Annotated in this window: 11 protein-coding genes and 1 pseudogene; 1 reads left to right on the plus strand and 11 read right to left on the minus strand. The window is 71.0% G+C overall.

Annotated features, from left to right (window positions below; translation table 11 throughout):
- Nucleotides 1-146: 146 nt before the first annotated feature.
- From lipA to OK345_RS03790, 3 genes are read right to left on the minus strand one after another with little or no spacing between them, the layout of a single operon-like run.
- On the minus strand, nucleotides 147-1163 hold the full coding sequence (gene lipA / locus OK345_RS03780) for a lipoyl synthase (protein ID WP_265126572.1): 1017 nt from the start codon (nucleotides 1161-1163) through the stop codon (nucleotides 147-149).
- A gap of 16 nt (nucleotides 1164-1179) precedes the next feature.
- Nucleotides 1180-1884, minus strand: a complete 705-nt coding sequence (gene lipB / locus OK345_RS03785; RefSeq protein ID WP_265126573.1) for a lipoyl(octanoyl) transferase LipB — start codon at nucleotides 1882-1884, stop codon at nucleotides 1180-1182.
- A complete protein-coding gene (locus tag OK345_RS03790) occupies nucleotides 1872-2150 on the minus strand; it encodes a DUF493 family protein (protein WP_265126574.1) in 279 nt (92 codons plus the stop codon). Before OK345_RS03790 ends, lipB begins: the two co-directional genes overlap by 13 nt.
- Nucleotides 2151-2548: 398 nt before the next feature.
- On the opposite strand from OK345_RS03790, the gene OK345_RS03795 reads away from it, so the two are divergent.
- Nucleotides 2549-3610 carry a lipid A deacylase LpxR family protein gene (locus OK345_RS03795; protein ID WP_265126575.1) on the plus strand — a complete coding sequence of 354 codons (1062 nt, stop codon included), beginning with the start codon at nucleotides 2549-2551 and terminating at the stop codon, nucleotides 3608-3610.
- A gap of 196 nt (nucleotides 3611-3806) precedes the next feature.
- Here OK345_RS03795 and OK345_RS03800 read toward each other — a convergent pair whose 3' ends face one another.
- The 8 genes and pseudogenes from OK345_RS03800 to OK345_RS03835 form a co-directional block, all read right to left on the minus strand.
- The gene (locus OK345_RS03800; RefSeq protein ID WP_265126576.1) at nucleotides 3807-5006 is read right to left on the minus strand and encodes a D-alanyl-D-alanine carboxypeptidase family protein; all 1200 of its coding nucleotides are present in this window, start codon (nucleotides 5004-5006) and stop codon (nucleotides 3807-3809) included.
- 97 nt (nucleotides 5007-5103) lie between these two features.
- Entirely contained in the window at nucleotides 5104-6405 is a 1302-nt protein-coding gene (locus OK345_RS03805; protein WP_265126577.1) for a septal ring lytic transglycosylase RlpA family protein, read from the minus strand.
- Nucleotides 6402-7547 (minus strand): lytic murein transglycosylase B, encoded by a 1146-nt coding sequence (gene mltB, locus OK345_RS03810; RefSeq protein WP_265126578.1) that lies wholly within the window; start codon nucleotides 7545-7547, stop codon nucleotides 6402-6404. The genes OK345_RS03805 and mltB overlap by 4 nt, the downstream gene beginning before the upstream one ends.
- Before the next feature lie 874 nt (nucleotides 7548-8421).
- Nucleotides 8422-9528: a rod shape-determining protein RodA gene (gene rodA, locus OK345_RS03815; protein ID WP_265126579.1), complete on the minus strand. Its 1107-nt coding sequence runs from the start codon at nucleotides 9526-9528 to the stop codon at nucleotides 8422-8424.
- Nucleotides 9525-11579: a penicillin-binding protein 2 gene (mrdA, locus tag OK345_RS03820; RefSeq protein WP_265126580.1), complete on the minus strand. Its 2055-nt coding sequence runs from the start codon at nucleotides 11577-11579 to the stop codon at nucleotides 9525-9527. Before mrdA ends, rodA begins: the two co-directional genes overlap by 4 nt.
- Nucleotides 11580-11582: 3 nt before the next feature.
- Nucleotides 11583-12068 (minus strand): rod shape-determining protein MreD, encoded by a 486-nt coding sequence (gene mreD / locus OK345_RS03825; RefSeq protein WP_265126581.1) that lies wholly within the window; start codon nucleotides 12066-12068, stop codon nucleotides 11583-11585.
- Nucleotides 12069-12092: 24 nt separating this feature from the next.
- A pseudogene (mreC, locus tag OK345_RS03830) lies at nucleotides 12093-12988 on the minus strand (rod shape-determining protein MreC); the annotation flags it as partial.
- A gap of 114 nt (nucleotides 12989-13102) precedes the next feature.
- Complete coding sequence (locus tag OK345_RS03835) at nucleotides 13103-14149, minus strand: rod shape-determining protein (protein WP_265126583.1); 1047 nt, start codon at nucleotides 14147-14149, stop codon at nucleotides 13103-13105.
- Nucleotides 14150-14179 lie beyond the last annotated feature (30 nt).

Here is a 14179-nt window from a genome sequence, read left to right on the forward strand (position 1 = left end):
GCGTAGCGGGCCGGCCGTAGCGAATTGTGAATCGCGGCCGGCACGGCAGGCCTCCATGCTTCCGGGTACGGCGCCCGCCCGCACCGGCGAAGACCGGCGGCGGCTACCGGCGGCCGCCGGCATGCGGCGGCCGGACGGGAATCCGCTCAGGAAGCGACGCCGGCGCCGGCGGCCTGGCGGTCGGCGTGGTACGACGAGCGCACCATCGGCCCGGAGGCGACATGGCTGAAGCCCAGCGCGTTGCCGTAGTCCTCGAACGCCTTGTATTCCTCCGGCGTCCAGTAGCGCAGCACCGGGTGGTGGTGCGGCGTGGGCTGCAGGTACTGGCCGATGGTGACCATGTCCACGTCGTGTTCGCGCAGGTCGCGCAAGGTGGCCTGCACCTGTTCGAGGGTTTCGCCCAGGCCGAGCATGATGCCGGACTTGGTGGCGATGGCCGGGTGCTGGGCCTTGAACTTCTTCAGCAGGGTCAGCGACCACTGGTAATCGGCGCCCGGGCGCACGTTGCGGTACAGGTCCGGCACGGTCTCGATGTTGTGATTGAACACGTCCGGCGGATTGGTCGCCAGGATCTCCAGCGCGCGCTCCATGCGGCCCTTGCCGCGGAAATCCGGGGTCAGCACCTCGATGCGGGTGTGCGGGGCCTTGTCGCGGATCGCGGCGATGCAGTCGACGAAGTGCTGGGCGCCGCCGTCGCGCAGGTCGTCGCGGTCGACGCTGGTCACCACCACGTACTTCAGGCCCATGTCGGCCACGGTCTGCGCCAGGCTGGCCGGCTCGTTCGGGTCCGGCGGCTTGGGCCGGCCGTGGGCGACGTCGCAGAACGAGCAGCGGCGGGTGCAGACCTCGCCCAGGATCATGAAGGTGGCGGTGCCGTGGCCGAAGCACTCGTGGATGTTCGGGCAGCTGGCTTCCTCGCACACCGTCACCAGCCGGTTCTCGCGCAGCTTGGCCTTGAGCTGCTGCACGGCGTTGCCGGAGGGAATGCGCACGCGGATCCAGGACGGCTTGCGCAGCACCGGGGCGTCGGCGAACTGCACCGGCGAACGCGCGATCTTGTCGCCACCCAGCTGTTTGATTCCTTCCTGCAGCGGCGCCGCGGCGGACGGGACTTCGCCCTGCACGACCTGCAGGGGAATGGAGCGGGTGGTCGATTGGGTCATGGCGTTTTCGGCGGCCTCAGGCCGCGGGATTGAGATCGGGAAGTCCGGCGCCGGGCTGCAGCTGCAGGCCGAACTGGCGGGCCAGCTGGGCCAGCAGTACCGGCTTGGCGGCCTCGATGCCCGAAGGACCGCCCAAGTCTAGCACCGAGGTCACCCGCAGCCCCTGGTAGCCGCAGGGATTGATGCGGTGGAACGGTTCCAGGTCCATGGCCACGTTGAACGCCAGGCCGTGGAAGGTGCAGCCGCGGCGCACGCGGATGCCGAGCGCGGCGATCTTGGCGCCGGCCACGTACACGCCGGGGGCGCCCTCGCGGCGCTCGGCGCCGATGTTCCACTCGTCCAGGGTGTCGATGATGGCCTGCTCGATCCGGCACACGTACTCGCGCACGCCGATGCCGAGCCGGCGCAGGTCCAGCAGCGGGTACACCACGATCTGGCCGGGGCCGTGGTAGGTCACCTGGCCGCCGCGGTCGACGTGCAGCACCGGGATGTCGCCCGGCGCCAGCACGTGTTCGTCCTTGCCGGCCTGGCCCAGGGTGAACACCGGGTCGTGCTCGACCACCCACAGCTCGTCGGCGGCGGCCTCGGTACGGGCATCGGTGAAACGCTGCATTGCATGCCAGACCGGCTCGTAGGCCTGGCGCCCCAGGTCGCGGACCAGCGCCGGGTACGTGCGCGCCGTTGCCGCCGGCGCCGTCCCGCAGCTGCCTACAGCGTCCACTTCACTTCCGGATGGCTGCGCAGCACGGTGTGCGCGGCGTCGTACAGCTCGCGGCTGGCGGCCTTGAACGCGATCCGCACCGAGACGTACTTGCCGTTGCTCGAGTGCTTCCAGCTGATGCGCTCGCTCAGCACTTCCACGCCCGCCTTTTCCAGCAGGCGCGGCAGCTCGCTTTCCAGCCCCCGGCCGGCCGCGCCCATGGCGCTGAGTTCGAAGGTGCCGGGAAACTGGAAGCCGTGTTCAGGATTGTCGGACTTGATTTCCATCGCGCCATTATCGGGGCGCAGGCCGGCAAACCCAAGTGCGGCGCCGGCGGCCGGGCCGGCGGAAATGGCCGGCGGCACGACGGGTTCCGGCCCGCCGCGGCCCCAACCCGGAAGTTCCGGCAACGTCGCGAAAACCCCATCGCCGTGGCCGGATTCGTCTTCCGGTTCACGCATCGCACCGTTCCGGCCGCCGTTGCACACCGGCGCGGTCCCGGCCCCCGCAAGGCCGGCATCACGCCGCGCGCGCTACCATCGACGGAGCAACGCAACGCAGTGATGCAGCCATGCGTCCATCGACGCGGCCTGCAACCACTATGCTGCGCCGCTCCGGTATGCGGCCCCGGGCTGCGCGTCGGTCCCGTCCCGTCCCAGCCTCCCTCCGCTTTCCAGGAGCCTCTATGCTGCTGCGCACCCCGTTGTTCATCGTCCTGGCCGGACTCGCCACGCTGGCGGCAACGCCGGCCCACGCTGCGGAACAGTGCGCGCAGAGCAAGTTGCGCAATACCCCGCCGGCGGTGAACTTCCGTATCGACAACGACCTGTTCGGCGGCGAGCAGCAGGACCAGGGCTACAGCAACGGCGCGATGCTGACGCTGGTATCGCCCAACCTGGTCGACTACACCCGCGATCCCTGCCTGCCGCGCCTGGCGCGCTGGGTGAACGGCTATCTCGAGCGCCTGCATCCGGGCGAGTTCGAGCAGCAGAACATGGTGTTCAGCATCGGCCAGGGGCTGTTCACGCCGACCGACAACACCCGTTCGGACCTGATCGAGGACGACCGCCCGTATGCCGGCGTGCTGCTGGTGGCCTTCGGCTACAACGCGCGCAACCACGACCACCTGCGCACCACGCAGCTGGCGCTGGGCATGGTCGGTCCCTCGGCGCAGGGCAAGCAGGTGCAGCGCGCGGTGCACAAGCTGATCGATGGCGACGACTTCAACGGCTGGGACCACCAGCTGCGCGACGAGCCGGTGTTCAAGCTGGTGCACGAGCGCATGCGCCGCTGGCCGGGCGATGGCCAGGCCAATGCCGCCGGCTGGGGCTGGGATGCGATCAGCCACTGGGGTGGCGCGATCGGCAACCTGGCCACCTACGCCAACACCGGCGGCGAAGTCCGCTTCGGCTGGAAGCTGCCCGACGACTTCGGCAGCACCCCGCTGCGCCCGGCCGGCGAGAACACCGCCCCGGCCCGGGCCGGACGCGTGCCGGGATGGTCCTGGCACCTGTTCGCCACCGCCGACGGGCGCTGGGTGCTGCGCGACATCACCCTGGACGGCAACACCTTCCGCAACAGCCACAGCGTGGACAAGCGCCCGCTGGTGGCCGACCTCGGCTACGGGCTGGCGATCATGCGCGGACAGTGGAAGTTCGCGCTGGCCCGCTACCACCGCACCCGCGAATTCGACCTGCAGAAGGAAACGCCGGTGTTCGGCAGCTTCACCATCAGCCGCAGCCTCTGACGGCGGCGGCCGGCCGGTCGCGACTGACGTCGCTCCTACGGGCAGGAGCGGCGTCAGTCGCGGGCTTTTCGGGCGGATCCCGCGATGCACGCCTTCCATGGATGGGCGAAGGGCCACGAAAAAGCCGGCGCGAGGCCGGCTTTTTCGTGGCGGACCGGGGCGATGCCCACTCCGGTGGAAGCTGCGGCGGGGCCGCTTACTCCGATTCCCACCACATCCAGAAGCTGTCCCACAGCCGCTTGAAGAAGCCGGCCTGCTCCACCGCCGCCACCGCCACCAGCGGCGCCTGGGCCACCACCTTGCCGTCCAGCGAGACCTTCACCGTGCCGACCTGCTGGCCGGCGGCGATCGGCGCTTCCAGCACCTTGGGCACTTCCATGCTCGGCTTGAGGTCGTTGTAGCGGCCGCGCGGCACGCTCACCAGCAACGGCTGCGCCACGCCCAGCTGCACCTGGTCGGCCTTGCCCTTCCAGATCTTCTGCGTGGTGACCGCGCCGCCCGGCTCGTACAGGCGATGGGTCTCGAAGAAGCGGAAGCCCCAGTTGAGCAGCGCCAGGCTGTCGTCGGCGCGCTGCTTCTCCGAGCTGCCGCCCATCACCACCGCGATCAGGCGCTGGTCGCCGCGCTGGGCCGAGCTCATCAGGCAGTAGCCGGCCGCCGAGGTGTGCCCGGTCTTGATGCCGTCCACGCTCTGGTCGCGCCACAGCAGCAGGTTGCGGTTGGGCTGGGTGATGCGGCCGACGGTGAATTCCTTGATCTTGTTGTAGGCGTAGGTCTCGGGATAGTCGCGGACCAGCGCGCGGCCCAGCAGCGCCAGGTCGTAGGCGCTGGAGTAGTGGCCTTCGGCGGTCAGGCCGTGGGCGTTGACGAAGTGCGAGTTCTTCATGCCGAGCTTGTCGGCATAGCTGTTCATCAGCGCGGCGAAGGCCTCCTGGCTGCCGGCCACGTGCTCGGCCAGGGCGATGGCGGCATCGTTGCCGGACTGCACCGCCATGCCCTTTTCCATGTCCTCCAGGCGCGCGGTCTGGTTGACCGCAAAACCGCTGTAGCTGCCGTCGGTGCCGGCGCCGCCCTCGCGCCAGGCGCGCTCGCTGAGCATCACCTGGTCGTCCGGGCTGACCTTGCCGTTCTTGATCTCCGCGGCCACCACGTAGGAGGTCATCACCTTGGTGATGCTCGCCGGCGCCACCTGGTCGTGGATGTTCTCGCCCGCCAGCACCTGGCCGGTGGCGTAGTCCATCAGGACCCAGGACTTGGAGACGCTGGGGGCCGGGGCCGGCGGCGTGGCCACCACGGCCGGTGCGGCAGCCGGGGCCGGGGCCGGCGTGGGCGTCTGGGCGGAAACCAGGCCGAAGGCGAGCGTGGCCACGGCGGCGGCGGCAAAACGGAATTTCATCGGACAGCAACTCCTGAGGGGCGCGGAGGTCGGGAAGACGGGCATTGTAGGCCCATGGCGGCGGCACGCAGGCCGCCCGCGAAGACGACGACGGGAGTCAGTCCCGGACGATCTGCGGGCGCCCGAAGCCAAGACCGGCGATGCGGCCGGCAAGTTCCGCGGCGCTGGCATGGTCGCTGGCCGGCACCCGCAGCCGCCACAGGGTGCGGCCGCCGCTGACGATGTCGCTGAGGCTGGCACCGGCGATGCCGGCCGCCGACAGCTGGGTGAGGGCACGGTTGGCGTTGTCGCGGTTGGAGAAACTGGCCACCTGCAGCAGCACATTGCCCAGCGTGGCGGCGGCGAGATCGCGTGCTGGCGCCTCGCGGGTGGCCACGGTCGCAGTCCGGGCCGGAGCTGGAGCCGAAGCCGGGGTCGTGGCCGTCGGCGCGGCGGCCGGCCGGCCGGTGGCCACGCGCACGCCGTTGTCCTTCATCCAGGCATCGAAATTGTCGGCCGAACCGGGCCGGGCGGAATCGGCGACGCGGTAGCGCCACTGTTCGCCGGCATCGGCCAGCGCCTGGCGCGCCGCCGGTACCGCGGCGGGCGCGGCCGGGGTCGCCGGCAGGCTGCCGACGAGCCGGTCCATGTCGCTGGCGGCCGCGGCCGCAACCGCTGTCGTGGCCGCGGCGGCCTCGGCCCTGCGCTCGCGGCGCGTGGACTTGCCGGCGCCTGCCAGCAGGTTGTCGCTGCCCGGGGTCAGCGCCTCCACCTCCACCCGCCCGGTGCCGCGCTGGGTGATGCCCAGCTTGACCGCCGCGGCGTAGCTCAGGTCGATCACCCGGCCGTCGTGGAACGGGCCGCGGTCGTTGACCCGGACCACCACCGATTCGCCGTTGTCCAGATTGGTGACGCGGGCGAAGCTGGGCAGCGGCAGCGTCTTGTGCGCCGCGGTGAAGGCGTACATGTCGTAGACCTCGCGGTTGGAGGTCAGCCGGCCATGGAACTTGCTGCCGTAGTAGGAGGCGATGCCCTTCTCGGAATAGCCCTCCACCTTGTCCATCACCCGGTACTGCTTGCCGAGCACGGTGTAGGGCGACTTGTTGCCCACCGGCGAGCGCGGCTCGTCGCTGACCACCGGCTCGGGAATGCAGGCGACATTGGGGACGTAGGCCGGCGTGCTGTCGGACACGCCCGGCTTGTACAGGCCGCCGGCGGTGTAGTTGCCGCGGGTGGCCGGGTCCTCGCTGGCCGGCGCGTAGGGCGAGCCTTCCGGACACCCGGCGGACTTGCCGCCTGGTGCCGGGGCACCGACCTTGGCGGTGGCGCCGGACGCGGCCGGTGCGGATTTCTTCGGCGCACTGCTGCAGGCGGCAAGCCCAAGCACGATCAACGCGGGGACCAGCAGCCTGATGTTCATGCCGGTGGCAGCTCCTTGCCGGCGATGGCCTGCGACAGCTGGAACACCGCCATCGCGTACATCTTGGAAATGTTGTAGCGGGTGATCGCGTAGTAGTTCTGGAAGCCCAGCCAGTACTGCTTGCCGTCGCTGGCCTCCAGCGTCACCGGGGTGGCGGTGGCCTCCGCCGGTACCGGCACCCGCGGCTGGTAGCCGCGCGCGGCCAGCTCGGCCAGGCTGTGGTTGGGGGTCCAGTCGGTGGGGTTGAACTCCTCGTGGCCGGCGGCCAGCGTCGCCGGCACCGCCACCTCGCCGCCGCGCACCCAGCCGCCCTTCTTCACGAAATAGTTGGCGATGGAGGCGAACACGTCGTCGAAGTTGCCGAACAGGTCGCGGCGGCCGTCGCCGTCGCCGTCCACGGCGAAATCCAGGTAGCTGGACGGCATGAACTGGCCCATGCCCATCGCCCCGGCATAGCTGCCCTTGAGCGCGGTGATGTCCAGCTTTTCCAGGCGCGCCAGCTCGAACAGCTTGGCCAGTTCGTCGCGGAAGAACAGCTCGCGGCGCACCTCGCGCTCGAGCTTGTCCGGATCGCCGCTGCGCGGGTAGTTGAAGGCCAGCGTGTACAGCGCATCGAGCACGCGATGGTTGCCGGTGTTGCCGCCGTAGCTGGTCTCCACGCCGATGATCGCCACGATCACCTCGGCCGGCACGCCGGTGCGCTGCTGCACGCGCTCCAGTTCGGCGCGGTGCTGGGCGAGGAACTTCCTGCCGCCGTCGATGCGCGCCTGGCTGATGAACATCGGCCGGTATTCGTTCCACGGCTTGACCCGCTCGGCCGGGCGCGCCATCGCCGCGATGATCGGCTGCCGCACCTGCGCCTGGTCGAGCACGCCGGCGATATAGGCCGCATCGATCCCGTAGCGGGCGGCGGTGTCGCGGATGAAGTTGGCGCGGGCCACCTCGAACGGCACCGGGGTCAGGTCCACCGGCGGCGCGGTCGGCGCGGCCGCCTCGGGCACCGCCTCGGCCGGGGTATCGCCGCCCGCCGCGGGTGCGCGCGGGGTGTCCACGGCCGGCGGCGCCGCGGGTGGGGACGGCGGCTGGGTCGCACAGGCGACCAGGCCGAAGGTAATGAAGCACACCAGTACGCGTCGAATCATCGGGCGAGATTAGCAGGTCGAGGATGAATTTCCAGCAATAAGACCATGAATCACAAGAAGATTAAACGCCAATTCCCGCACATCCGGCCGGCCCGGCACGATCGCCGGCCGGTATCGGCGCGGACAGGCGGGCACCGACCGCCGGCAACGGGCAGCCAGGACATGGCAGGGCAAGGAAAGGTCAGAAGGACCGCCGGTTGCGCCCCCATCCCCGCGGGCGCAACCGGCCGTCCGGCCGGATCCAGTGCGGGCGCGACCCGCGTCTCCCCACGCGGATCCCGTCCCGAATTCGGCGATGGCCGAGCGATGGCGCGGCGGCCGTCCCCGCCCTCGGCACGGTGCCGCGAGGCATCCGGCAACCGGGACGGGGGCGCTATTGTGCAGTCTGAATGGGGGCAATGGTTTGATCGCGATCAAAACTCGGCACAGCCGATCGGGCGAGCCCCCGGGAAAAGGAGCGCCGGGCCGCCAGCGGATGCGACCGGGCTGCTGCATGTTTTTGCTGCCGCGCAGGCAGTTCAGGAAAGGCAGGTCATCTGCGAAGAGGCGGCATAGCCGTTCGCTGCCGCCTGGGCAGCCAGGAAAAGACTGGAGTGGAACCAGAACCAGCCGAGCGGGTTTGCTGCCGCGCAGGCAGCTCGGGAATGTGACCCCAGAAGGCTCTCTTCCCTTCCGCGGGAGCGCGCGTTGCCGGGCCACCTGGCTGCTGACCGAAAAGCCCGCGACTGACGTCGCTCCTACAACGTTTCCCTGCCGTTGGCTGGAGCGACGCCGGGGGGCCGCGGGCCGTCAGTCGCGATCGAGGCCCGTCGAACGCCCTTCCGGGCCGGGGCAGGTGAGGACGGAAGGAGGCCCGCCGCACCGGCGGGCGCGGTCAATGCCCGTGCACCGGGCGGTGCGCCTTGATCGCCATCACCAGGCCGAAGCCGGCCAGCAGCGACACCGCCGAGGTGCCGCCGTAGCTGATCAGCGGCATCGGCACGCCCACCACCGGCAGCAGGCCGGAGATCATGCCGCCGTTGACCACCACGTAGACGAAGAACGCCAGGCCGGTGGCGCCGGCCAGCAGCCGCGAATAGGTGTCGCGCGAATCCACCGCGATCCACAGGCAGCGCCCGATCACCACCAGGTACAGCGCCAGCACGATGGCCACGCCGATCCAGCCGAATTCCTCGCTCAGCACCGAGAACGCGAAATCGGTGGTCTGCTCGGGGATGAAGTTCAGATGCGACTGCGAGCCCAGTCCCCAACCCTTGCCGTCCAGCCCGCCCGAGCCGATCGCGATCTTGGACTGGATGATGTTCCAGCCGGCGCCCAGCGCATCGCTCTCCGGGTCCAGGAACATCAGGATGCGGTCCTTCTGGTACGGCCGCAGCAGCCAGAACCACGCCACCGGCGCGGCGGCGGCCACCCCGCCCAGCGCCACCCCCACCCACCACCACGGCAGGCCGGCCAGCAGCAGCACGAACGCGCCGCTGGCGGCGATCAGCACGCCGGTGCCGAAGTCCGGCTGCAGCATCACCAGCGCGGTCGGCACGCCGATGATCACCGCCGTCGTCAGCACCACCGGGATGCGCGGCGGCAGCGGCATGCGGTGCAGGTACCAGGCCACCATCATCGGCAGGCTGACCTTGAGCAGCTCGGCCGGCTGCAGGTAGAAGAACTTCAGGTCCAGCCACTGCCGCCCGTACTTGCCGGTGCCCAGCACGAACACCGCCAGCAACGGGATCATCGACACCGCGTAGATCATCGGCGTCCACGCGCGCAGGCGCAGCACCGACAACCGCGAGATCACCCACATCGCCGCCAGGCCGATCGCGAAGCGCACCGCCTGGGCCATGACCAGGCGTTCGCCGCCGGCACTGTGCAGCACCGCCAGGCCGATCCCCATCAGCGCCATCAACGCCAGCAGCAGCGGCCAGTCCAGGCTGCGCGCGAAGCGCCCGGCCATTTCCGCCGCCCAGCGCAGGAAGTCCCTCATCGCGCCTCCCCGGTGGCGGGCGCGGGCGCCGCCCTCGCCGGCGACGGCAGCGGCGCGGGACCCGGCGGCAGCGGCTCCGACGGCGCCCCGACCAGCACCGGCAGCGTCTCCAGCCGTGCCGCGGCGGCCTCGCCGGCCGCACGCAGCGCCGGGTCCTCGGTGTCGTGCACGGCAACGCCGACGACGGTGGTGCCGCGGTCGCTGTCCAGCGGCTGCAGCCCGTCGGGCAGCTTGCCCAGCAACCAGGCGTCGAACACCTTGCGCGCGATCGGCGCGGCGGCGCTGCCGCCGTAGCCGCCGCCCTCCACCGCGATGGCGACGGCGATGGTCGGGTTCTCGGCCGGGGCGAAGCCGACGAACAGCGCGCGGTGACGCAGGTGCAGCGGCAGGCTGCGCGGGTTGACCGCCGCCGTGCCGCGGCGGCTGACCACCTGCGCGGTGCCGGTCTTGCCGGCCATCGAATAGGGCGCCCCGGCGGCGACACGGGCGCCGCTGCCGCCGGGCTGCATGGTCGCCATCATGCCCTCGCGCACCGCCTGCAGGTTGCCGGGATTGGGGCTGATCGGCCGGCTGGCCGGCTGCGCCAGCGGCAGCCAGTCGTGGTCGAAGCCGGTGCGCTGCTCCACCGCCAGGTGCGGCCGCCGCAGCTGGCCGTCGGCCAGGCCGGCGACCGCGCGCACCAGTTGCAGCGGCGTCACCTTCCACAGGCCCTGGCCGATGCTGGCGTTGACCGTGTCGCCGGGATACCAGCGCTCCTTGCCCTTGGCCGCCGGCGAGGGCAGGATGCCGCCGATCTCGCCGGTCAGGTCGATGCCGGTCGGCTCGCCGAAGCCGTAGTTCCGCATGTACTGGCTGAAACGCTCGATGCCCAGGTCCAGCGCCAGCTGGTAGTAATAGGTGTTGACCGACTGCGCGATCGACTTGCGCAGGTCGGTCCAACCGTGGCCGCCGCGGTTGGCGTCGCCCCAGCCACGGCTCACGCCCGGCAGGTAGAACATGCCGCGCGAGAGGATCTTGTCCTCCGGCCGGCGCACGCCGCTGTCCAGCCCGGCCAGGCCGATCAGCGGCTTGAGCGTGGAACCGGGCGCCACGCCGCCGAGCACCAGCCGGTTGAACTGCGGCCGCGAGGGGTTCTCGTTGAGCGCCTTGAAGTCGGCGTGGGAGATGCCGTTGACGAACAGGTTGGGGTCGTAGGACGGCAGGCTGACCATGGCCAGGATCTCGCCGCTGCGCGGGTCCATCGCCACCGCCGCGCCCTCGAATTCGCCGAACGCGGCCACCATCGCCCGCTGCAGGTCGGCGTCGATCGACAGCCGCAGGTCGGCGCCGGACTGCGCCGGCACCCGGCCGACGGTGCGGATGGCGCGGCCCTGCACGTTGGTCTCGACCTGCTCGTAGCCGACCTTGCCGCGCAGCTGGGTCTCGTAATAGCGCTCCAGCCCGGACTTGCCGATGTGGGTCAGCGCGGCGTTGCCCTCGCCCAGCGTCTCCAAGTCCTTGTCGTCGATGCGGCCGACGTAGCCGATGATGTGGGTGAACAGGTCGCCATAGGGGTAGCGCCGGGTCAGGTACGGCTCCAGTTCCACGCCCGGGTAGCGCCAGCGGTCCACCGCGAAGCGCGCCATCTCCTCGTCGGACACGCGCAGCTTCAGCGTCACCGGCAGGAAGCTGCGGCGCGCCCGGCGCGACTCGTTGAAGCGCTCGATCTCCTCGTCGGTCAGCGAGAACAGGGTGCGCAGCCCGGCCAGGGTCGCCTCCATGTCCTGCACCTTGTCCGGGGTCACGTCCAGCCGGAACGCCGGCACGTTCTCGGCCAGCAGGCGGCCGTTGCGGTCGTAGATCATGCCGCGCCCGGGCACCACCGGCCGCGGCTTGATGCGGTTGGCCTCCGAGCGGGTGGCGTAGATGTCGTGGTCGAGCACCTGCAGCTTGAAGTACCAGGCGCCCAGGCCGACCAGCGTCACCAGCACGCCGAGGAAGCCGAGCGCGGCGCGGCGCCGGAACTGCTCGGCCTCGGCGTGCGGGTTCTTGGCCTGGCGGCGCGGGTACATGGCTCAGCGTCCGCGCCGGCCCAGCCGCGCCGCATCCAGCAGCACGAACACCGGCAGCCACAGCGCCATGCCCAGCAGCGGCGCCCACCAGTACGCCCACGGCAGCACCGGCTCGCCCAGCAGCAGGTGGATCGCGGCGCTGACGATGCGGTCGTTGACCAGCAACCCGCCGATGGCCAGTGCCTGCTGCGACATCGGGAAGAAGCGGATGCGCGCGCGGAAGCGCTGCAGGATGAAGGTCATGATCACCAGCCGCAGCGCCTGCTCGCCGAGGATGCCGCCATACAGCAGGTCGGCGACCAGCCCGGCGATGAAGGCGAAGCCGAGCCCGGCCCGTTCCGGGGTCTCGATCACCCAGTACGACAGCACCAGCGCCAGCCAGTACGGGCGCAGCGGCTGCAGCAGCGCCGGCAGCGGCACCAGCCCCAGCAGCAACGCCAGCAGCAGGCTGACCGGCAGCACCCAGCCCTTGCCGCGCAGCCGGCTCATGGCGTGGCCTCCGCTGCGGCGGAAGGCGCCTGGCGGGCGCCGTCGGCGCCCGTAGCCGCGCCCTCGGCACCTTCCAGCGGCACCGCCGGGGTGGTGCGCAGCAGCAGCACGTCGCGGCCGCGGTCCAGCTTGGCCGCCGGCTCCAGCTCGCCGACCAGGAAGGCATGGGTGTCGTCCGGGCGCAGCCGGGTGATGGTGCCGACCGGGAACCCGGCCGGGAAACGCCCGCCCAGGCCCGAGGTGACGATCTCGTCGCCGACCTCGACCCCGGCGCTGAGCGGCACGTCGCGCAGCTCCAGGCTGTCGCCGCGGCCATAGACGATCAGGCGCACGCCGTTGCGCGCCACCGTGACCGGCACCGCATGGTCCGGGTCGGTCAGCAGCAGCACCGTGGCATGCGCCGGGGTGACCGCGATCACCTGGCCCATCAGCCCGCCGGCGTCGATCACCGCCTGGCCCACGTGCACGCCGTCGCGGCTGCCGGCGGCCAGCACCAGCCGCTGCCGCACCGGGTCCAGGTCGATGTCCAGGATCGGCGCCAGCTGCACGTCCAGGCCGCTGCGCTCGGCGACGTTGAGCAGCTCGCGCAGCTGCGCGTTGTCCAGCGCCGCGGTCTGCAACCGGGTCAGGCGGGCGTTGGCGATCAGCAGCTGGTTGCGCAGCTCGCGGTTCTCGGCCACCAGCTGGCCGTGGCTGGCGGCGGTGTCCTTGACCTGGCTGCCGAGCCTGCCCGGCAAGCCGGCCAGCGCCCACATCGGCTGCACCAGCACGTTGGCCTGCGCGCGCAGGCGCGACAGCCACCCGCCCTGGTCGTCGAGCACGATCAGGACGATCGCCAGCGCCAGGTAGGCCAGCAACCGCAGCGGACTGCTGGCGTCACCCGGACGGGAGGCTACGGGAGGACCGGCGTAGGGAGGCACGGAAGGTTCGGCTGCAGGAGACGGAAGGAAGATACGACGACGCCCCATCGGGGCGCGGCCGGCGCCCGCGCAGCGCGGCGGCCATCACGCCGACGGGGCGCGCGGTACCGCATGTCACTCGGGGGCGAAGAACTCGTTGCCGTGCATGTCCACCAGCTCCAGCGCGCGGCCGCCGCCGCGGGCCACGCAGGTCAGCGGATCGTCGGCCACCTGCACGTGCAGGCCGGTTTCCTCGGAGATCAGCCGGTCCAGGTCGCGCAGCAGGGCGCCGCCGCCGGTCAGCACGATGCCGCGCTCGGCGACGTCGGCGCACAGTTCCGGCGGGGTCTGCTCCAGCGCCAGCTTGACCGCGCTGACGATGCCCGACAGCGGTTCGTGCAGCGCCTCGAGCACTTCGTTGGAGCTGATCTTGATCATCTTCGGCACGCCCTCGGCGAGGTTGCGGCCGGAGATCTCCATCTCCTGCACGTCGGTCTGCGGGTAGGCGCAGCCCAGTTCGACCTTGATCCGCTCGGCGGTGGCCTCGCCGATCAGCATGCCGTGGTTGCGGCGCACGTAGTTGGTGATCGACTCGTCGAAGCGGTCGCCGCCGATGCGCACCGAGGCCGAGTAGACGATGCCGTTGAGCGAGATCACCGCCACCTCGGTGGTGCCGCCGCCGATGTCGATGACCATCGAGCCGCGCGCCTCGGTCACCGGCAGCCCGGCGCCGATCGCCGCGGCCATGGGCTCCTCGATCAGGTAGACGTCGCGGGCGCCGGCCTCTTCCGCCGATTCCTTGATCGCGCGGCGCTCGACCTGGGTCGAGCCGGCCGGCACGCACACCAGCACGCGCGGGCTCGGGCGCAGGAAGCGCGACTTGTGCACTTTCTTGATGAAGTGCTTGAGCATCGCCTCGGTGTAGGTGAAGTCGGCGATCACGCCGTCCTTCATCGGGCGGATGGTGGTGATGTGGCCCGGGGTACGGCCGAGCATCTGCTTGGCCTCGGCGCCGACCGCGGCGACCGAGCGGGTGCCGCCGATGGCGCGGTCCTGGCGCACCGCCACGACCGACGGCTCGTTGAGCACGATTCCCTGCCCGCGTACGTAGATGAGGGTGTTGGCCGTGCCCAGGTCGATGGACAGGTCATTGGAGAACATGCCACGCAGCTTCTTGAACATCTGGGGAGTGATCCTGAGGGGTGTCGTGCC

The organism is Xanthomonas chitinilytica (assembly GCF_026107455.2).
GTDB classification, from domain to species: Bacteria; Pseudomonadota; Gammaproteobacteria; order Xanthomonadales; family Xanthomonadaceae; genus Stenotrophomonas; species Stenotrophomonas chitinilytica.

Bases quoted from the DNA above. Each gene is read 5' to 3' on its own strand.
- lipA (WP_265126572.1), bottom strand. From the start codon at position 1,163: ATGACCCAATCGACCACCCGCTCCATTCCCCTGCAGGTCGTGCAGGGC.
- OK345_RS03790 (WP_265126574.1), bottom strand. From the start codon at position 2,150: ATGGAAATCAAGTCCGACAATCCTGAACACGGCTTCCAGTTTCCCGGC.
- OK345_RS03795 (WP_265126575.1), top strand. From the start codon at position 2,549: ATGCTGCTGCGCACCCCGTTGTTCATCGTCCTGGCCGGACTCGCCACG.
- OK345_RS03800 (WP_265126576.1), bottom strand. From the start codon at position 5,006: ATGAAATTCCGTTTTGCCGCCGCCGCCGTGGCCACGCTCGCCTTCGGC.
- OK345_RS03805 (WP_265126577.1), bottom strand. From the start codon at position 6,405: ATGAACATCAGGCTGCTGGTCCCCGCGTTGATCGTGCTTGGGCTTGCC.
- mltB (WP_265126578.1), bottom strand. From the start codon at position 7,547: ATGATTCGACGCGTACTGGTGTGCTTCATTACCTTCGGCCTGGTCGCC.
- rodA (WP_265126579.1), bottom strand. From the start codon at position 9,528: ATGAGGGACTTCCTGCGCTGGGCGGCGGAAATGGCCGGGCGCTTCGCG.
- mrdA (WP_265126580.1), bottom strand. From the start codon at position 11,579: ATGTACCCGCGCCGCCAGGCCAAGAACCCGCACGCCGAGGCCGAGCAG.
- mreD (WP_265126581.1), bottom strand. From the start codon at position 12,068: ATGAGCCGGCTGCGCGGCAAGGGCTGGGTGCTGCCGGTCAGCCTGCTG.
- OK345_RS03835 (WP_265126583.1), bottom strand. From the start codon at position 14,149: ATGTTCAAGAAGCTGCGTGGCATGTTCTCCAATGACCTGTCCATCGAC.